19 protein-coding genes are annotated in these 19,771 nt (G+C 42.7%); 10 read left to right on the top strand and 9 right to left on the bottom strand.

The features are described from left to right. Window positions 1-119: 119 nt before the first annotated feature. Window positions 120-1,052 (bottom strand): LysM peptidoglycan-binding domain-containing protein, encoded by a 933-nt coding sequence (locus Q1B03_RS15080; RefSeq protein ID WP_299742983.1) that lies wholly within the window; start codon window positions 1,050-1,052, stop codon window positions 120-122. A gap of 490 nt (window positions 1,053-1,542) precedes the next feature. On the opposite strand from Q1B03_RS15080, the gene Q1B03_RS15075 reads away from it, so the two are divergent. The 3 genes from Q1B03_RS15075 to Q1B03_RS15065 all read left to right on the top strand — a co-directional run bounded on the left by Q1B03_RS15075 (window position 1,543) and on the right by Q1B03_RS15065 (window position 3,292). Beyond that, window positions 1,543-2,589, top strand: coding sequence for an acyltransferase (locus tag Q1B03_RS15075; protein WP_299742981.1), 1,047 nt, complete (start codon window positions 1,543-1,545; stop codon window positions 2,587-2,589). Between the two features lie 148 nt (window positions 2,590-2,737). After that, window positions 2,738-2,989 (top strand): hypothetical protein, encoded by a 252-nt coding sequence (locus Q1B03_RS15070; RefSeq protein WP_299742978.1) that lies wholly within the window; start codon window positions 2,738-2,740, stop codon window positions 2,987-2,989. A gap of 60 nt (window positions 2,990-3,049) precedes the next feature. Further along, window positions 3,050-3,292 carry a hypothetical protein gene (locus Q1B03_RS15065; RefSeq protein ID WP_299742975.1) on the top strand — a complete coding sequence of 81 codons (243 nt, stop codon included), beginning with the start codon at window positions 3,050-3,052 and terminating at the stop codon, window positions 3,290-3,292. A 138-nt stretch (window positions 3,293-3,430) separates the two neighbouring features. Here Q1B03_RS15065 and Q1B03_RS15060 read toward each other — a convergent pair whose 3' ends face one another. Further along, window positions 3,431-3,847 carry a hypothetical protein gene (locus Q1B03_RS15060; RefSeq protein ID WP_299742972.1) on the bottom strand — a complete coding sequence of 139 codons (417 nt, stop codon included), beginning with the start codon at window positions 3,845-3,847 and terminating at the stop codon, window positions 3,431-3,433. Between the two features lie 362 nt (window positions 3,848-4,209). On the opposite strand from Q1B03_RS15060, the gene treP reads away from it, so the two are divergent. The 3 genes from treP (at window position 4,210) to Q1B03_RS15045 (ending at window position 7,948) form a co-directional block, all read left to right on the top strand. Further along, window positions 4,210-5,625 carry a PTS system trehalose-specific EIIBC component gene (gene treP, locus Q1B03_RS15055; protein WP_299742969.1) on the top strand — a complete coding sequence of 472 codons (1,416 nt, stop codon included), beginning with the start codon at window positions 4,210-4,212 and terminating at the stop codon, window positions 5,623-5,625. A 346-nt stretch (window positions 5,626-5,971) separates the two neighbouring features. Continuing rightward, window positions 5,972-7,657, top strand: coding sequence for an alpha,alpha-phosphotrehalase (treC, locus tag Q1B03_RS15050; RefSeq protein WP_299742966.1), 1,686 nt, complete (start codon window positions 5,972-5,974; stop codon window positions 7,655-7,657). A 123-nt stretch (window positions 7,658-7,780) separates the two neighbouring features. Next, window positions 7,781-7,948: an aspartyl-phosphate phosphatase Spo0E family protein gene (locus tag Q1B03_RS15045; protein WP_299742963.1), complete on the top strand. Its 168-nt coding sequence runs from the start codon at window positions 7,781-7,783 to the stop codon at window positions 7,946-7,948. A 51-nt stretch (window positions 7,949-7,999) separates the two neighbouring features. Here Q1B03_RS15045 and Q1B03_RS15040 read toward each other — a convergent pair whose 3' ends face one another. Further along, a complete protein-coding gene (locus tag Q1B03_RS15040) occupies window positions 8,000-8,611 on the bottom strand; it encodes a hypothetical protein (protein ID WP_299742960.1) in 612 nt (203 codons plus the stop codon). Window positions 8,612-8,729: 118 nt separating this feature from the next. On the opposite strand from Q1B03_RS15040, the gene treR reads away from it, so the two are divergent. Next, the gene (gene treR, locus Q1B03_RS15035) at window positions 8,730-9,452 is read left to right on the top strand and encodes a trehalose operon repressor (RefSeq protein ID WP_299742957.1); all 723 of its coding nucleotides are present in this window, start codon (window positions 8,730-8,732) and stop codon (window positions 9,450-9,452) included. Window positions 9,453-9,577: 125 nt separating this feature from the next. Here treR and Q1B03_RS15030 read toward each other — a convergent pair whose 3' ends face one another. From Q1B03_RS15030 to Q1B03_RS15020, 3 genes are all read right to left on the bottom strand, one after another. Next, window positions 9,578-9,742 (bottom strand): hypothetical protein, encoded by a 165-nt coding sequence (locus Q1B03_RS15030; protein WP_299742954.1) that lies wholly within the window; start codon window positions 9,740-9,742, stop codon window positions 9,578-9,580. Between the two features lie 146 nt (window positions 9,743-9,888). Further along, window positions 9,889-10,566, bottom strand: a complete 678-nt coding sequence (locus tag Q1B03_RS15025; protein WP_299742952.1) for a response regulator transcription factor — start codon at window positions 10,564-10,566, stop codon at window positions 9,889-9,891. A gap of 30 nt (window positions 10,567-10,596) precedes the next feature. Beyond that, window positions 10,597-11,739, bottom strand: a complete 1,143-nt coding sequence (locus Q1B03_RS15020; RefSeq protein WP_299742949.1) for a sensor histidine kinase — start codon at window positions 11,737-11,739, stop codon at window positions 10,597-10,599. A 539-nt stretch (window positions 11,740-12,278) separates the two neighbouring features. Between Q1B03_RS15020 and Q1B03_RS15015 the strand changes: the two genes are divergently transcribed. The 3 genes from Q1B03_RS15015 to Q1B03_RS15005 all read left to right on the top strand — a co-directional run bounded on the left by Q1B03_RS15015 (window position 12,279) and on the right by Q1B03_RS15005 (window position 15,244). After that, window positions 12,279-12,923 carry a YigZ family protein gene (locus Q1B03_RS15015; RefSeq protein ID WP_299742946.1) on the top strand — a complete coding sequence of 215 codons (645 nt, stop codon included), beginning with the start codon at window positions 12,279-12,281 and terminating at the stop codon, window positions 12,921-12,923. 370 nt (window positions 12,924-13,293) lie between these two features. Next, window positions 13,294-14,355, top strand: a complete 1,062-nt coding sequence (locus Q1B03_RS15010) for a glycosyltransferase family 4 protein (protein ID WP_044338402.1) — start codon at window positions 13,294-13,296, stop codon at window positions 14,353-14,355. A 421-nt stretch (window positions 14,356-14,776) separates the two neighbouring features. Beyond that, on the top strand, window positions 14,777-15,244 hold the full coding sequence (locus Q1B03_RS15005) for an SRPBCC family protein (RefSeq protein ID WP_299742939.1): 468 nt from the start codon (window positions 14,777-14,779) through the stop codon (window positions 15,242-15,244). A gap of 16 nt (window positions 15,245-15,260) precedes the next feature. Here the strand turns inward: Q1B03_RS15005 and Q1B03_RS15000 are convergent, their stop codons facing one another. The 3 genes from Q1B03_RS15000 to Q1B03_RS14990 form a co-directional block, all read right to left on the bottom strand. Then, window positions 15,261-17,072 (bottom strand): LTA synthase family protein, encoded by a 1,812-nt coding sequence (locus Q1B03_RS15000; protein ID WP_299742936.1) that lies wholly within the window; start codon window positions 17,070-17,072, stop codon window positions 15,261-15,263. Between the two features lie 172 nt (window positions 17,073-17,244). Continuing rightward, on the bottom strand, window positions 17,245-18,381 hold the full coding sequence (locus Q1B03_RS14995) for a glycosyltransferase family 2 protein (RefSeq protein ID WP_299742934.1): 1,137 nt from the start codon (window positions 18,379-18,381) through the stop codon (window positions 17,245-17,247). A gap of 71 nt (window positions 18,382-18,452) precedes the next feature. Then, the gene (locus Q1B03_RS14990; protein WP_299742931.1) at window positions 18,453-19,757 is read right to left on the bottom strand and encodes a UDP-glucose/GDP-mannose dehydrogenase family protein; all 1,305 of its coding nucleotides are present in this window, start codon (window positions 19,755-19,757) and stop codon (window positions 18,453-18,455) included. Window positions 19,758-19,771: the final 14 nt, after the last annotated feature.

Here is a 19,771-nt window from a genome sequence, read left to right as displayed (position 1 = left end):
GAAGAAATCCAGAATCTGATTTATCAATCCTATTTTGAATTAATTGATCCTCCGTGTCGAATTTCCTCGGAAATAACACAAATAAAAAACGCCCCGCCAAGGCAGGACGCTCCATAAAATTAGTTAAATCGCTTATATCCGACAAACTTCGGATTCCAATACGTGTTGCTCAACTTGGAAATCGTCACACCGCTGTCTGAAGCGTGGATGAATTCTCCGTTTCCAAGGTAGATTCCCATGTGGCTGATGCCGGCTTTGTATGTATTCTCGAAGAATACCAGGTCGCCTGCTTTCGGGCTTGAGACGAAGGATGATTTGCTGTAATAGCCATCTGTGTTGGTGCGTGAAATCGATTGTCCCGCTTGGTTGAATACATAGTAGATGAACCCGCTGCAGTCGAAGCCGGATGGTGATGTTCCGCCCCATGCGTATGGAGTTCCTACGTATTTTTTCGCAATGTCGACTACGTTTGAAGTAGGAGCAGGAGTTTGCGTTCCGCCGTCAGACGTTCCTTTAATAGAAAGTTTTTGACCGACGTAGATGTTATCGGAAGTTAATCCGTTCCATGACTTGATGGACGAAACACTTACATTATAGCGGACTGCGATGTGTGATAACGTGTCACCGGATTGGACCGTGTATGTACTTGATCCCGTTGGGGCTGTCGGAGTCGTGCTTGTTCCCCCTGAAGAAACGATCAGCTTTTGACCAGGATAGATGACATCACTCTTCAAGTTGTTCCATGCTCTAAGTTCAGCCAGATACACATCGAATTTGACACCGATTTTTGACAGGTAATCACCTGATTGAACGGTATAAGTTTTGGCAGAAGTACTGGTTGGTGCTGATACTTCAAGGACTTGGTTTACATAGATCATGTCGGAGCTCAGGTTATTCCAGCTCTTCAGGTTTGAAACAGATGTATCATATTTATAAGCAATCACCGAAAGGGAATCCCCTGATTGTACGCGGTAAGAAGCCGCTTCCGATGAATTGACAGCAACGGACGAAAGTAATGCAGCAGTAGTGAAGGCAATAATGGTTTTCTTCAAAAAAATGTCTCCTTTATCGATAATGTCGAATTTTGTTGCTTGTCCATTATGGAGGAAGAAGACTGATATTTTAATAGGCTAAAATTCTTATATGAAGAAAAATAAGGAAGAAACCCCAGTATAATAAGGTTTAGTAATTTATGGTTCTATTACCATAATCGGTAACTAGATGCCGATCCGTGGCTATTACATATGTTTTTATAGGTGAATGTCCTTATTTCCCCAAATATCCGGTTCATCCCCTCCCTCACGCACTTTAGAAATTTATGGTTGCGCTTCCATCCTTGTAATGACCGCTTTGTAGGTCTTTACTCGCGATTCTTTCCCATCTCATTCACCCTCTCACCTTTCCTATGGACCAGTCGATCCCAGGCAATCCCTCCCTATTACCCACTCCCCGATTTCATCAAGAAAATTCTGAATGACAAGACGATTTTTATAGATTAAAATGAATAGAATTTATATTTATGTAAACAAGGGGCGGGTTGGATTGGCGGAGAAAATTAGGCTGTCAAACTTTGAATCTCTCAGGGTACTGTCGATGGTCATGATCGTCTTGTTGCATTTCGGTACCTACGGATTTTCAAAATATATTTCGATATCAGAGTTAAGCATGGTGAATCAATATCTATTCCATTTCATAAAGGTGCTTTGTATCGTTGGGGTCAATGTGTATGTCTTGATTAGCGGGTATTTTTTATGTAAGTCACAATTTAAGATGAGTAAAGCGTTCAGAGTCGTAAGGGAAACATTCATTTTCTCGGTTCTTATTTTTGCAGGACTGACCGTTTTACAATTAACGGATGGGTCCTATACCAGCTTCATCAGGTCGGTATTCCCGGTGTATCTGTCCACCTACTGGTTCATCACCGTGTACATCGTATTGTTCTTGCTTTCACCTTATTTAAATATCTTGATCTATCAGCTCTCGAGGAAAGATTACGGAAAATTTCTCTTCTTATTATTTATGATCAATTGTGTATGGCAGTTCTTCCATCCGTTGGGAAGCTTCGGGGTGAACGGCGGCTATAGCATCGTGCATTTCATATTCCTATATTTTGTGGCAGGGTATTTACGGCAGCATGGACAGTTCCTGTCTTCCTTTAACAAGCACTATTATTTAAGCGTTTACATATTACTTGGGGCCGTTACGGCTTTGGTGATATTGCAAGCGTGGGAATTACCATTTAAGCTGTTGTCGTATAACTCACCTGTCATCGTGGCGATGTCACTTGCGCTATTCCTCTTCTTCTCGAAGCTTACGTTTGTATCAAGACCGATCAACTTCATATCGGGATATGTGTTGGGGGTTTACTTGATCCACGAGCATCCGTTGATCAGGCAGCGATTGTGGAATAACGTGATGGAATGGATGAGCACGGGGAATGAATCTTTATTGATTGTTCAATATCTTCTATTTGCAGTTGTAGTATTCGGAATTTGCCTGGGAATTTCGTACGGAGTTTATTCGATGATTAATTATAAGGCACTACTTAAGAAGAAGAAGCCAGTTGAAAAAGTGAAGATGGCCGGTTGATGGCATCCTTTAATATATGAAAGCACGCCAGCTTGCAAACAGCTGGCGTTTTTTTATTGGAATTACTGACGAATTGTCCCAAAGTGGTTTACACTTAGAAAAAACAGGTAAATTTACATATAAGTGTAAAATACTTAGGAGGGGTACTTTGGAAGCTTTATTTTATTTGTTTAATATTCTTATTGCCGTTTATTTGTTTATCGACGCGAAAAAGCATAACAAAAATAAATGGTTATGGGCCATTTTGGGACTGATTTTCAGTTTCGTCACGCTTGGGATTTACTGGATCCTGACGGGAAAGAAGGTTTTAGGCTGGGTGCTCACCATCGCTGCTCTCATTTGGATGATATTAGGGGTAATCGGTGTGGTTGCGGTTGGTTTGTTTAAAGCTTTCAATTAAAAGCCATGGAGAGTCATGGGTCGTGCATTTGCGTTTCTTCATCTTGAAAGGAGGTTCGATATGTGGGAAGGATATACGGAGAAGGTCGACAAAGGTTTTGAACTGATTTATTTCAGGCTCAGTTATAGAAGGAAAATGATCCGAACCCTTTGGATGACCCTGCTTTTCCCTGTTTTGTATGTTCTACTAAGATTTTTGGGCCTGGACCTTTTTTATACGTGGATTTTTATGGCGGCCTTCTTGCTTGGTCATGTTGCACAAATCGCTTATAACTATTATATGTGGAATAAGTATGAGAAATAGTCTAATGAAATAGATACTTAATTCTTACTGAAAACTCCTGTCTTGTGGAATTTAAATATAATACAATGAGGGAGTTTAGGTTAAAGGATATATGATGGAGTGCTGGGAAAGAGTCATTATTGGCTCTTTTTTTTGTCTTCACTTCACTCTATGTAATTCGATATTTTCAAATTTCCCGTTCCAACGCACCTTTACAATTAAGACCTCCTCCTTATTGGTTCTGTCTCTATTTTTCGATCCACCCTGAATAGTAAAACGTTTTGTGTTTAGTGGCTGATCAAATGTTGACGTAACACTAGCCTGATCGACGGTTGATTGAAAAGAGTAGGACAATAATTCGGTTGTTGCCAACTCTTCTATCGGTCCTTTATACGTTACGATGAGTTCATCCTCAACTTTGTTGAAAGCAGCAGTTTCACCGGTCCCCCGCTCTTTGTACTCTGCTTCCCAATACTCACTCTCACCAGTAAAAGTATATTCGTAATTGGTTGTTTCACTCGATGTGCACCCGGATAGAAAGATGCAAAATAAAACGCCACTCAACCATTTCTTCAATGCTCCATACTCCTCTTCTTCTATTAGTTCTTACATATATCTATTCAATTTTAAGTATCGCAAACCAATAGAGTTATTTCAATTCCCCCTCCCTCAAAATCACATAAATGAAAACGGCTACACTTTTCCATTGACAACTTGTATATACATGAATACAATAAAAGGAGATCTTGTATATACAACAAGACCCCCATTGGTTGAAAGCGTTTCGTTTTATCGGAAGTTTTTTACGAAAGCATAGGTAGAAGTGTTTTCCACATACTATTTAGGGGAATTCCATTAATAGAAATGAAAGCGGGTTCAAGACAACTTTCGACATTTTATGAGAGTTGCCATGGACCATCACTAAGGGAGGGAATTTCATGAGCGTGAAACGTGAAGACGTTCTGGAAATCATTGAAGCAATTGGCGGCAAGGATAATATCCGCACGGCTACTCATTGTGTGACTCGTCTTCGGCTGGTACTGAATGATGAGAAGAAAGTGGATAAAGAAAGATTAGAGGCGATTGATCTTGTGAAGGGTTCATTCTCTTCCAACGGTCAATTCCAAGTTGTCATCGGACAAGGTCTTGTAAATAAAGCGTATCAAATTTTAGCGGAGGAAACGGGGATTGAGCATGCATCCAAGCAGGATGTGAAGGATGCCGCTACTCAAAACCTGAATCCATTGCAGCGTGCGATCAAGGTGTTGGCGGATATCTTCATTCCGATCCTTCCGGCGATCGTAACAGCCGGTTTGTTGATGGGTCTGAATAATATTTTGACGGGTCCCGGGATTTTTTATGATGAGAAATCGGTCATCGATGTTCATAAACAGTGGGCTGATTTTGCATCGATCATCAACTTGATTGCCAACACGGCCTTTGTATTCTTGCCAGGGTTGATCGGTTGGTCAGCGGTCAAGCGTTTTGGCGGAAGTCCATTACTCGGTATTGTATTAGGTCTTATGCTCGTTCATCCGGACTTACTTAACGCATGGTCTTATGCAAGTGCAGAAAAGATTCCTACGTGGAACTTATTCGGATTTGAAGTCGACAAGATTGGATATCAAGGACAAGTCCTGCCGATTTTATTCGCTTCCTATCTATTAGCGAAAATTGAAATGTTCTTGGATAAGAGAGTTCATGATTCCATCAAGCTCTTGGTAGTAGCGCCAGTTGCACTCTTAATTACTGGATTTGCTTCATTTATCTTGATTGGACCGGTTACGTTCTTTATCGGTAACCTATTAACAGACGGTGTGGTTTGGGTATTCGACTCTGCTTCCTGGTTAGGAGGATTGCTGTATGGTGGTCTGTATGCGGTGATGGTTATCACAGGTATGCACCATACCTTCCTTGCAGTAGACTTACAGCTGGTCGGAAGCCAAGGCGGAACATTCCTATGGCCAATCCTGGCACTATCGAATATCGCACAGGGTTCCGCTGCCCTGGCTATGATGTTTGTAGCGAAAAAGGAAAACGAAAAGCTCCGTGGTCTTGCAGGTACGTCTGCCATCTCGGCTTATTTAGGAATTACAGAACCAGCGATGTTCGGGGTTAACCTGCGCTACCGCTACCCATTCATCAGTGCCTTAATCGGATCTGCCATCGGTGGTGTACTGTTAGCGATGACAGGAACAAAAGCATTCTCCATCGGTGTAGGTGGATTACCCGGATTCCTATCGATCATTCCTGAATACTGGCTATCCTTCTTCATCGGAATGGCCATCTGTATCGTCGTACCATTCGTCCTGACAATCGTATGGTCAAAATTCAGCAAAAACGAAGCAGCCTAATAAATAGATAGAAAAAACAGTTGTAACAACTTGTATATACAAGTTAAACTAAGGGGGACAAATCAATTCTAACCACTCGCCTGTTCAGGTTGTGTGTGATGGATGCTTGTCTCCCTTTTGTTTAGGGACGGACCTCCTAAAACCCTCTAGTGGTGCGGGGTGGTCGGTCACGTTGGTCAGAAATCAAAGGAATATGTGTTGGAGGTCCGTCCCTCTTCCGTGATGCGGGGACGGACCTGATGATAACTAAATCGCAGAAGAGTCATGTTTGACGGCCATGATGGTGTATAAGTGAAATCGATTGAGGTCCGTCCCTCAAAATTTAATCTAGGATGGTGTTTTAGATATGAAGCAGCCTTGGTGGAAGAAGTCGGTTGTGTATCAGATTTATCCGAAGAGTTTTTATGATACGTCGGGGAATGGCGTTGGGGATATTAAGGGGATTACTGCGAAGTTGGATTATTTGAAGGAGCTTGGGGTTGATGTGGTGTGGTTGACGCCAATTTACAAGAGTCCTCAGCGCGACAACGGATATGACATTAGCGATTATTTCAATATTCATGATGAATACGGGACGATGGAGGATTTCGATGAGTTATTGGAACAGGCTCACGAGCGTGGGATCAAGATCATCATGGATATCGTGATCAACCATACGTCCACGGAGAATCAGTGGTTCGTCGAGTCCCGTAAGTCGAAGGATAACGAGTACCGTGATTTCTATATTTGGAAGGATGCCAAGCCGGACGGTTCCGAGCCGACAAACTGGCAGTCCAAGTTCGGTGGCAACGCGTGGCAGTATGATGAGAAAACGGGTCAGTACTACCTTCACCTCTTTGACGTGACGCAGGCCGACTTGAACTGGGAGAACGATGAGGTCCGCAAGAAGCTTTATGACATGATGCACTTTTGGCTGAAGAAAGGTGTCGACGGCTTCCGCCTGGACGTTATTAACCTGATATCGAAGGATCAGGATTTCCCTGATGATGACGGTTCAGTGGCACCTGGAGACGGCCGAAAGTTCTACACAGACGGTCCCAAGGTCCATGACTATATGCAGGAGATGAACAAGGAAGTCTTCTCTCAGTACGACATCATGACAGTTGGTGAGATGTCTTCTACAACGATCGATCACTGTATCAAATACTCACGACCTGACCGGAACGAGCTCAGCATGACGTTCAACTTCCACCATCTGAAAGTGGATTACCCTAATGGGGAGAAATGGTCTGTCGCTGACTTTGATTTTCTTAAGCTGAAGGAAATCCTATCTACCTGGCAGCGTGAAATGAATAAAGGCGGCGGCTGGAATGCTTTGTTCTGGTGCAACCATGACCAGCCTCGTATCGTTTCCCGCTACGGCAATGACGATGAATACCGTAACGAATCGGCGAAGATGCTCGCGACGTCGATTCATATGATGCAGGGCACGCCTTATATCTATCAGGGTGAAGAGTTCGGGATGACGAATCCGAAATTCACAAGCATCGATGAATACCGTGACGTTGAGTCGATCAACATCTTCAATATTTTGAAAGAACAAGGGAAATCAGAGGAAGAAATCCTGGATATCCTGCGCCACAAGTCCCGTGACAACTCAAGAACGCCGGTTCAGTGGAATGGTGAAGAAAATGCCGGATTTACGAGCGGCACTCCTTGGATTCCGGTAGCTAAGAATTATAAAGAAATCAATGCTGAACAAGCATTGAACGACGAGAACTCTGTCTTCTATCACTATCAGAAGCTGAATCGCCTTCGTAAAGAATATACCATTATCGTGGATGGCGACTATCAATTGATTTTAGAAGATCACCGTGATATTTTCGCTTATGTCCGTAACGGCGATGGTGAAAAATTACTGGTAGTGAATAACTTCTATGGACATGAAACGAAATTTACTCTTCCTGATGAAGTCGATGTAGAAGGCTGGTCGAGTGAGGTATTGTTGTCGAACTACAGTGATACGGCGAATGTTTATAGGAATATTAGGTTACGCCCGTATGAATCAATTGTATTCCATTTTACTAAATAATGGTTGGAGAACCTGGCATCTACTTTAGATGTCAGGTTCTTTTTTACTGATAATTCAAAAAATATATACGAGAGTGATGAGATGTGTCATAATAATGGTAATTTATTTAAGGAGGATTCAGCGATGCCCCAAATTATAGAAATTCAGCCTACTCTTCAAGTAATGGAACAAAAAAGAATCGAGCTTCAGGAATATGCTCTATTAAATGGGGTCTCAAATCCTACTACCATCCAGATGAGTCAAGAACTTGATAAACTGATTAATGAGTTTACTCAACAAAAAGCTACATAACAAAAAGCCTGTGTGAGTCTGGAATGATTCGCACAGGCTTCTCCTTTATGATTATTCTGCCGCTTCCGCTTCCTCTTCCCCTTCACTAGCTAAGAAGAAAATCGCCGCAACCTTCCATCCATCTTCTTTCTTATGGAAGACGGTCACTTGCTTACCGGAACGAGTCACTTCTTTATCGCTGTTCGGGTCCTTCGTCGTCGCTTGAATTTCAGCATAAACGTCTGCTTTTTTACCAGCTGCGTAATTGATGATCTTCACGTTTTCCACCGTACGTTTCGAATCTACGGAGTCAAAGATCTGTTTGACATAGCGTTCTTCGTCCGCGTATTCGAAATTCACCGGTGTCTTCGAGATGACACTCATATATGATTCGAAGTCTTCTTCGTTAAATGCATTGATATATTGATCAAAGGCTGCGTTGATCGCCGTTTTCTCTTCTTCCGGGATACCCTCTGCTTCTTTCAGCTCGCTCGCATCCTCAACGATTTGTGTCATCTGATTCAGAGATGCCGCTTCGTCTGTTGCCGGGTCTTCACTTGGCTTTACCTCTTCCGTACTGTTCGTGTTCTCTTCCTTCTTCTCTTCATCTGCACCACAAGCACCCAATAGTAACGTACTCATGCCAATTCCCAACATAATTTTCTTCCAATGCTGTTTCGACAATGCTCTTCACCCTTTTCTAAAATTTGCGCTATCTCCATTCTATTGAAAATATTCACAACACTCAAGTTCAATCTCATTTCTTCCAATTAATTATGGTAAAATAATAGCAGGTGATATTATGACGAAAAGCAATAAATACAAACAAATCTTCGAGGACCTCTCTGAAAAAATACAGGATGGCACCTATACAGCGAATTCGATCCTGCCATCAGAAAACGAGCTCTCGGTGATCTATGCCACTTCACGTGAGACGATTCGTAAAGCGCTTACATTATTGGCTCAAAAAGGACTCATCCAGAAACTGCGTGGAAAAGGCTCCCTTGTACTCGATGTATCGCGGATGAGCTTTCCGATATCGGGGCTTGTCAGCTTTAAAGAGCTGCAGACATCGATGGGCCGGGATCAGATTGAGACATATGTTCATGACTTCGGCTTGATCGGTGCTGATGATCAGGTTGCATCACAACTCGAAGCCACTGCCAATGCTGAAGTATGGAAAGTCGTCCGCTCGCGTCGAATCGGCGGTGAGCGAATCATCCTCGACAAATCCTACTTCCTGAAGGAGCAGGTGCCGCTTCTGACAAAAGAAATATGCGAGAACTCCATATATGAATATTTAGAAGGCGAGCTTGAGCTCCCCATCGATTTTGCCAAAAAAGAGATTGTCGTCGAAGAGTGTACGGACGAGGACCGGAAGTACCTTGATTTACATGACTATGATCACGTGGTCGTCGTGAAGAACTATGTTCACTTGAAGGATGCGACTCTGTTTGAGTATACGGAATCACGCCACCGGTTGGATATGTTCCGGTTTGTTGATTTTGCGCGGAGAAAGCATTAAGGTGGGTCCACTTCCTGGTTGGGGAGTGGATTTTTTTGTTGAACCTTTGTCGTTGTTGCAGATTGAGAGTGGTAATGGACGGTCCTAACGCATGCCTACTAGTAAAGAATATTGGACACGGAGGATCAATTATTAGCAAAGAGGATTAATAAATTTGATTCAGGATCAATAAACCCCGTCAAGGATTGATTATCCCCATTCAGGATTGAAACCCCTTCAACAGGGATCAATTCCTTCGCGAGGGTATCCTTGATCAGGTATTTCACTCTTATTTCGGCCTTCAATCCCATCGAAAATCCCACTCCCGGCTAAAAAAAGACAATCTAAAGCCCTAAACCCATCCAAAACCCCTCCAAACAAACCAAAAAAACGGCCCTTCTCAAAGAAGGGCCGTTTTCTCAACAACAAATTAACAATACGCATGTCTCTCTAAACGTTATCGTACCTCTACCCAACCGTTCTTAATCGCAGTTACTACTGCCTGGGTACGGTCATTCACGTTCATTTTTTGTAATATATTACTTACATGATTTTTAACAGTTTTTTCACTGATGTACAGTCCTTCACCAATACCGCGGTTGCTCTTACCGTCAGCCAGCATTTGCAGTACTTCACACTCGCGGCGCGTTAATAGGTGAAGCGGGCGGCGAACTTCGGATTGTTGGAATCCACCTGAGTTTTGGGCGTTTGCCAGGCGCTTGTATTCTGCTACCAGGTTATGGGTTACCTTCGGATGAACGTAGGAGCCGCCATCTGCGACGATCTTCACTGCATCAACCAGTGCTTCTGAGTCCATCTCTTTTAATAGATAACCGAGTGCTCCTGTTTTTAGCGCATGGTTTACATAGTTTTCGTCATCGTGAATGGATAGAATGATGACTTTAGTATCCGGGTATCTGTCCATTAGTTCACGAGTTGCTTCTACGCCGTTTGTTTCAGGCATATTGATATCCATCAGGACAACATCTGGTTCGTGTGCTTCTACTAGGTTCATGGCTTCTGAACCGTCATCGCCTTCTGCTACTACGTTGAAAGAAGGTTCGAATTCAAGGATTCGTTTTACTCCCTCTCTGAAAAGCTGATGATCATCAATGATAACAATATTTGTTGCCATGTCTTTCGCCTCCCTAAACCTTGGAAAAATTTACATATTAAGCGGGACTTGGATCAGGATCACCGTTCCTGTCCCTACTTTTGAGTCAATCGTGATGTCTCCTTCGAGAAGGTCGACACGTTCTTTCATCCCCATGATGCCAAAGGATCCAGTTTTCTGTTTATCTTTATCGAATCCTTTGCCGTTGTCTTTGACAACAACTGTTATTTGGTCTTTCTTTACTTCTACTTTAACTTGGACATGTGACGCTTCAGCGTGCTTAAGTGCGTTTTGAACACTTTCTTGTACTAATCGGAACAGAGCGACTTCGAATTTTGAAGGAAGTCTGATATCAAGCCCCATATTCACAAACTGAATGGAGGTCTTCTGGTTATACTCTTCGATAGTACTCAAGTATTTTTTGAGGGTCGGAATCAACCCCAGGTCATCAAGTGCCATTGGTCTGAGGTCGTAAATGATGCGTCGGACCTCGTATAGGGCTGAGCGGACCATCCGTTTGAGGTCGCGGATTTCCTTGATGGCATCGTCTGTCCCTTTTTCACGGTAGACACGTTCGATCAAATCGGAACGCATCAAGACGTTGGCCATCATTTGTGCAGGTCCGTCGTGAATTTCACGGGATAAGCGTTTCCGCTCGTCCTCTTGTGCCTCGATGATTTGAAGGCCGAAATCCTGACGCTGCTTCGCGTCCTCCAGTGCCTCATTCACTTGCCTTAAGTCACTATTCAAATAATTGAGAACGACGGATATTTGCGAGCAAAGATTTTCTGCCCGTTCGATCGTGTCCCCGAGTGTGTGTAATCGCCTTTCGAGTTCATCGCGGCGATCTCTCAGCTGCTTTTCATGCTGTCTATTCATTGATAGTTTCATTTGCAGGTCATGAGCTTTCTCGTACGCTTCTCTAACCTGGTCTTCTGAATAGGTTTGAAAATGTTTGCTTACTTCGGAAAGTCTAAGCCGTGCAAACTTGGATTTCTGTTGGAGGTCATCTCCTTGATCAATCACCTTCAAGACCATTTCTTTTACATCCAGTAATTCTTTCATCAAATCTTCATAATCAGTTCGACATTGCTCGCCAATCTGGAAGATTTCATCCTTACTTTCGTCAACCGTATCGACCATCTTTTTCAGGATGCTATCTAACATCTTGGTGTTTATTTTTTTAAGTGACACGGTACACCCCTCTTTTGTTCCACAATAGTAGTCAACCTAGCATAAAGCTTTATGAAAAACTATTCTTGCATAATAATAATTGATTTTTCAGCTTGCGTTCGTTATGTCCATAGACCTACCACTCCGCTTTAAAATCGTACCTCTTATCATTTCAATGCAAAATCACAAAACTCCTTTATTCATCTAGGCATATTCCTATGTAATACCTCTACCAAGGGATCATTCGCTCAAGGTTCGAAGAGAATGAATGGGAATTATCTAGACCATTCGACTTCCCTTTAAAGAGCTTTGGAACAACTGAAGTATTACTATCAGCGTCCATTATACCATGTCATATATTGTCGGAGATTAAAGTTTGATTACATTGTATTACCATTATTTCATGTAGAACCAGTTTTTTCCGTAGGTAATTGGAAATTGATATTTATTTATGTGCAATCCGTTCTACTTTTATATATAGTAGATATAGGATGCAAATAGAGATTAAACGCGTATTTCGCCATTATTCATACATATGGAATTGGAAAGGAGAAACCGTATTGCTACATCACTATAATACCGTCAAGGGTTACGGAGAGCATGAAATTAATATAGAACGTTCCAGGTTCATCACCTACGTCAATCGGGTGGAATCAGAAGAAGAAGCACAGGAATTCATCGCAGCCATTAAGAAAAAGCACTCGGATGCAAATCATAACTGTTCCGCCTATATGATCGGTGAAAATAATCTGATCCAGAAAGCAAATGACGATGGTGAACCCAGTGGTACTGCGGGTGTACCTATGCTCGAGGTATTAAAAAAGAGGGATCTTAAAGACACCGTTGTCGTGGTCACCCGTTATTTCGGTGGGATCAAGCTTGGCGCCGGCGGACTGATCCGTGCATATGGACGTGCGACGTCAGAAGGCTTGAATGCTGCCGGTATTGTGGAAAGAAAGCTGATGCGCATCATGAAGTCTACGATTGATTATACATGGCTTGGAAAAGTGGAAAACGAAGTGAGGTCCTCCCATTATCAACTGAAAGACATTCATTACCTGGAAGCCGTCGAGGTCGAGGTCTATGTCGAGGAAGCCAAAAAGTCCGCGTTCAACGAGTGGATGACGGAGCTCACAAATGGACAGGCTGACATAAGAGAAGGCGATGTGGAATACCTTGAAACACCTGTTGAAACCAACCCGTAAAAATCTTTACATTGGAAAAATCTTTTTTCTTACAAAGCCATCATTAAACTCATACTAATTGTATAGAAGTAACACGGAAAAATGACTCTTTAGACGGATAGAGAAATAACCTTTTTTCGCCTACAATGGTGAAATTAATTGGACATCCTAACGTTTAGATTCATCTGGTTAATGGGTAGTAATAAATTAACTTGTTACTTTTGAAACTTTTCACTAAAATTCGACGTCTAATGAAGAAAGCCTCTGCTTTTTTTGACAAAATAGCCACTACGCATTTTAGTAATTGTTCCCTTAAAAAAAATGTTGCACATCATTAAATATGTGGTATTCTTACAATTGGAGTGCCCATTGAAGAAAAAGAGGTGAACGAATGTACTCTCTAATCGATTTTGTAATTGCTTTTGCTATTTCTTTAGTTGTTTCTGTAGCAGTGACTCCATTCGTAATCAAATTCGCCAAGCGATTTGGCTTTGTCGATAAACCAGACCATCGAAAGGTCCACAAAGGACTAATGCCTCGTGTGGGCGGCTTGTCGATCGTCATAGGTGCATCAGCTGGCTTGCTGTATTTGAATGATCTGATCGCTCCACTTTGGCCGGTCATTCTCGGGGGTGGAATCATCCTGATCGTAGGGATCCTTGATGATCGCTTTACCCTGTCACCAAAAGCTAAGCTTGTTGGACAAATCCTGGCAGCTTGTATCGTCGTGTTTGCCGACTTTAAAATTGACTTCATTACTTTGCCTTTCGTGGCAGAGCGTATATATTTAGGGAATTTCAGTTATGTGTTCGGTATTCTGTGGATCGTAGGGATCACCAATGCCATTAACCTGATCGATGGACTGGATGGACTTGCAGGGGGAGTATCCGTCATTGCCATGACTTCCATTATGGCTCTTGCAGCTATGAATGGTCAGTATATGGTGGTTGCCCTTACCGTTATCCTGATCGGAGGGACAATCGGATTCCTGTTCTTCAACTTTAATCCTGCGAAGATCTTTATGGGTGATACGGGAGCATTGTTCCTTGGCTATTGTATTTCCATCATCTCGCTCCTTGGATTGTTTAAGAGTGTCACGATCTTCAGTTTAGTTGTTCCAATTATCATCCTGGCTATACCGATTTTTGATACGTTCTTTGCGATTATCAGACGTATTCTGAATAAGCAAAAGATTTCAGCACCTGATAAGTCCCATTTACACCATCGCTTACTGGCAATGGGCTTCTCTCATAAAGAGACGGTCCTGATTATTTATGCGATTGGAGCATTTTTCGGACTATGCGCGATCCTATTCACTCGATCAACCCTTTGGGGAGCTATTCTCTTCTCCGCTGTCCTGGTGATTATCATTCAGTTGACGGCAGAAGTGGTTGGATTGATCGGTCAGCATAAGCCTTTGATCAATACGATGAAGAAATTACGCGAAAGATAAGCACACGCTCACGTTTATGCGTGGAAAATACTAGATTAGTAGAAAACCTTGGATGATTATCCAAGGTTTTCTTTTTGTCTGATTGAGATCGATTATGGCTCCAAATTGGCTGATTACAAGGATTTTCTTTAGATTGTCCTTTTTTAGCTGGGAATGTAGTTTAAAGCCAGCCTAAAGGCCGATTCTGGTGACGGATCTGTAGGTTGAGATGGGCTTCGCGGGAGAATTGATCCGGTTTGGGATATAATTGATCCTGATATCCGATAATTGATCCTTATTGGGCTGTATTAATCCTGAATCTGATTAATTGATCCTCACTTCATTTTATTGATCCATCGTGTCGAATTTTCTTGATAAGCGTACGATACATCGAGGACCGTCCCCCTTATTGATTGACCAAAGACAAGGAGTTGACTCTATTTTGCCCACCATTCGTCAAATCACGCATATAAACGCTCCTGTTTCTGTTTGTTTCGACTTAGCCCGCAATGTGGATATTCATACTCAAACGACCTCTAAAACGAAAGAGAGGGCCATAGGAGGCGTCACAAGCGGTTTATTGGAGATTGGAGATACCGTGACATGGGAAGCCGTTCATTTTGGCGTTAAACAGCGACTGACGGCTCAAATTGTCGAAATGGACGCCCCCCATTCGTTCACGGACGTTATGGTGAAGGGTGCTTTTACATCCTTTACTCATATCCATGAATTTAGCCAACAGGATAATGGCACACTAATGAAGGATACTTTCTCATATGAAGCTCCACTGGGCATAATCGGGACGCTTGCAGACAAACTCTTTTTAAAAAGGTACATGCACACGTTCATCAAGATGAGAGCAAACGAATTGAAGAAGATCGCTGAACAAACAAACACTCCTACCTCATGAGATAGGAGTGCGAGCGTTATTCTTTTTCCTCAAAATAATTGCTTCTGATGATCAGATCCGATACTTGCTGAGCTTTCAATTCGAATTCCTTCTTATCGTCGGACAGTTCACGATCTGATCGAATCGTATTCTCGAGTGGGATGACGGCAAAACTGTCATCCGATGTAAGCATGTTTCTTCCCATTACCACATCTCCATACTTCTTTTCCTCAATGCCCATGACATAGGCCAGCGTAGGGAAGATATCGACTTGACCGTAGGCCTTGTCCAGTTCCATCGGTTCCATGCCAGGATTGTAGAGGATGAACGGCACTCTGCCCTCTTCGTCGATCCCTTCAACCTTTGGATTTTCTTTCATCATTTGATCTTTGTAGCTGTTTTCGAAAGCGGCGTGATCACCGAAGATCGCAATCATGGTGTCATCGAGCATATCGTTCGCTTCAAGATCTTCCATCAGCTTACCGACCGCCATATCCGTGTAGTGTATGGACTGCAGGTAATGAGCAGCGGATGTATCGCTGTATTGAGCTTCAAATTCAAGACCTCTGAATTGTTCCGGGATGACGAACGGCGTGTGACTTGTCAGCGTAATCAAATAGCCAAAGTAAGGCTGCTCCTTTTTACTCAAGAATTCAACCGATTGATGGAAAAACTCTTCATCACTCAAGCCCATCCCGATTTCTTCGCCTTCATGAAACTCCTCAATGGCATGATATTCATCAATCCCGATATGCGGGTAAGCTTCACGTCTGTTCCAATACGTTCCCTCGTCCCCGTGGAAGGCATAGGTTGAATACCCTTCCTCTTTCAACAGTCCGGGAAGCGTCGTATAATCATTCGTCGGATAGCGGAAGAATGTGCTCCCCTCCATGACCGGAAGCAGGGATGTATTCACGACAAACTCTGCATCAGAGCTTCGTCCGCCCTTTGTCTGCGGATAGAAGTTGGACGCATAGATACTGTTCTTCAACAGTTTGTTCAGGTTGGGGGTTACTTCTTTCCCATTCACCTTTTTATTCAGCACCCAGTTTTCAAGTGATTCAAATTGAAGGATGAGCAGGTTTTTCCCTTCTCCGACTCCTTCGTACTTATTGTTTAAGTACAGCCTTTTTTCTCTATTTTCCTCTTTATTGTCAAACCATTCTTTTACGAGGGTTTCCTCTTCCTCGTTCAAGTCGATGTAGCGATTGTTTTGATAAAACAGGTACATATCCAGCACACTGTATTGAAGCGGATTGAACTTCAATATGTAATCATAGCGATCGTAAATCTTGAAGATCTGGGCATATGGAGTGCCATCGATATAGTGATTCTTCAAAGGCTTCACGGCAAGGATGCTGAAACCTGCCAGGAAAATGATGATAAAGGTTTTCCATTGTACCTTGGGAATCGAAAAGGATTTCTTTTTCGTCAGGATGAGCAATAGGATGATATCCACTACAAACAGGACATCCAGCCCGTTGATCAGTTCCATGATGCTCGGTCCGAGTCCTGAAAGATTGGACGTCTGCAGTAAGGCAAAGAACGATAGTGGTGTTCCAAAGTAGCGGATATACCATAACTGGGACAGCAATAGGAAGGTCGCGACAATATTTAGACCGATGATGGCCGTCTTTCTCGACCAGGTTTTAAACAGAAACACAAATGAAAATAACATCAAAATACTGCCCGGAAGCGTCACGAATAAGCTTTTCACTTCAAATAGGCCTTTTCCTAATAATAAATAGAATAATACGACTTTAATGGAAAGACCAACGGCAGAGATGAGCAGGAGTTTGTCCTGCCATATGGAAAGCAGTGCCTCTTTTAGCTTGTTTACTAGATTCATAATCTTAATACCTCGTTTACATAATTGTAATAAAATTTTAACACTTTTCCTTTTACTTATAAAGTCAGGGTTTGACATTTTATTGTAGAAATCGACTTTATTAGGGATGGACACGACAAATAAAGTCGCGAAAAAACCCGATTTGAGAGGCTCAAACCGGGTTTCGTTTCCATTATCTACTAGTCGGTGTCCATGTTGCCTGTCTCTTACCTGAGATCGCTCTCAGCGTACCAAGGAAGGCTGCATAGTTTACCAGGCAGAAGTAGTAAGGGATATACGTGATTTTGTTGCTCGTCACTTTGCCTAAAAGTGCGAGGAGGTAGAATGCCAATTGTAAGCCGAACATGACTTGATAGAATGGCTGATCCAGTAAGAAAAGATTAATGATAAAAATGGCAATCATATAGTAAGGAACAAGCCATCTCAAGAATTTATGAGACATGTATTTATAGAAGAAATCGAAATTCCTGAACGGATTCAACACATGCTTGTAGCTCATGATCCCTGTGAAGCTTCGCGTTACGATACGGACTTTCCGGCCAAATTCTTCTGATGATTTTGGTGATGTCTCTTCCATCGTGATCGCATTCGGTTCATAGACGAATCGCTTTTGCTGGTTGATGATGATCAGCGGGTTCTGCATATCATCGCCGACGTTCGGATTCATCTCTTTGAATAATTCTTTACGGAGCGCATAGATCGAACCATTTGCCACGATCGTCGTACCTGTTGCCGTTTCGAGCATTTTCAGGAGCTTCTCATACTTCCAGTAAGCACCCTCTGATTCTCCGATAGATGAGTTTGTTGGATTGGTTAATCTAAGCTCACCACAAACCCCACCGATTTCTTCATCTTTAAAGTGCTTCACTAAATGATGAACAGCATCCTTATTGTAAAGCGAGTTCGCATCCGAGAATACAAGGACTTCACCAGTTGCCAACGGAACGGACTTGTTCAGTGCCGCTGTCTTCCCTTTTCTTCCTTTTACGACATTCAGCTTCACGTTCGGATATTTCGCCACGAACTCATTGACGATGTCGTTCGTTCTGTCGGATGAATCATCTGACACAACGATGATTTCAAGCTTGTCCTGTGGATAATCAAGATCCACAGAATTTTGTACTTTTTCAGCGATGACTTTCTCTTCGTTGTATGCTGCGATAAAGAGCGTTACCTTTGGTTCATAGCCTGTATCCGTGATTTGATCCTTTTTGACAACTCCTGATATGAGCTTCAGCAGGATCGGATAACCGGCATAGATATAAACCGAAAGGAGGATCAGCAGCCAAAAGATTATTTCCAGTATCATATCATGACTTCCTCTCATCTATCCTTATTACCAATTGAAGGTGGACCCTGATGAAGGATCCACCTATCATGTTATGCTTTGACCGTTTTTCTTCCGATTGACGCATAATAGAATCCGTTCTCTTCCATATGAGCAGGATCAAAGATATTACGTCCATCAACGATGACTTTGCTGTTTACTAGTGTAGCTACTTTTTCTAAATCCAGCTCTCTTACTTCATCCCACTCTGTCAGAATCAGGATGGCATCCGAGTTCTGGATGACTTCATACAGGTCTTGTCCAGTACGAAGATTTGGAATGAGCGCTTTAGCGTTTTTCTCTGCAATGCGATCATAGGCGGTGATGTCCGCTCCCAGTTCTTGCAGTTTAGGAATGACATCAACAGAAGGTGCGTCCCTCATATCATCTGTATTCGGCTTAAATGCAAGACCAAGGACAGCAATTTTCTTGTTTGTCAGGTCGCCATCAAAGGCTTCTACCAGCTTGTTTACAACCTTAAAGCGCTGAAGACCATTCACCGCTTCAACGTCTTTGACGATTTTGAAGTCGTAGCCCACTTGATCGGCAATCTTGACAAGGGCACTTGTATCTTTAGGGAAACAAGAACCTCCGTAGCCGATTCCAGCGTTCAGGAATTGAGGGCCGATACGCGGGTCATATCCCATTCCTTCTGCTACCTTCGTCACGTCCGCCCCAACAAGTTCACACACGTTCGCCACTTCATTGATGAAGCTGATTTTCGTTGCAAGGAACGCATTGGACGCATATTTGATCATTTCAGATGTTTCGATGTTTGTCACGACGATATTTTTGGTAAAAGGAGCATGTAATTCCTTCAGGATCGCCTCTGCTTTCTCTGATTCCACACCGATGACTGCTCTTTCCATATTCACTGTATCATAAATGGCCGACCCTTCACGAAGGAATTCAGGGTTTGATGCCACATCGAATTCTTCATGGCCGACTACTTCTTTGATGACACCTTTGATCATGGCACCTGTTCCCACTGGAACCGTACTCTTCGTCACGATCACTTTATAGTCATGAAGGTGCTCTGCAATCGAGCGGGCAGCCGCTTCAATATATTGCAGGTTCGCCTCACCATTCTCTTTTGGAGGAGTTCCAACCGCAATGATGACAAGATCTGCATCCTTCATCCCTTCAGCATAATCCGTTGTGAAGGATAAGCGGCCTTCGCTGATGTTCTTTTCTACTAATTCGGTTAAGCCCGGCTCGTAAATAGGGATGATCCCATTTTTCAGGTTCTCTACTTTTTGAGCGTCTATATCCAGGCATGTCACTTTGTTTCCGGCGTCACTGAAGCATACGCCTGAAACAAGTCCTACATAACCTGTACCAATTACACAAATGTTCATCTTAATTTCTCCTT

This window comes from uncultured Rossellomorea sp., assembly GCF_947488365.1.
Lineage (GTDB): Bacteria > Bacillota > Bacilli > Bacillales > Bacillaceae_B > Rossellomorea.
This window is presented reverse-complemented; position numbering and strand designations above follow the sequence as displayed.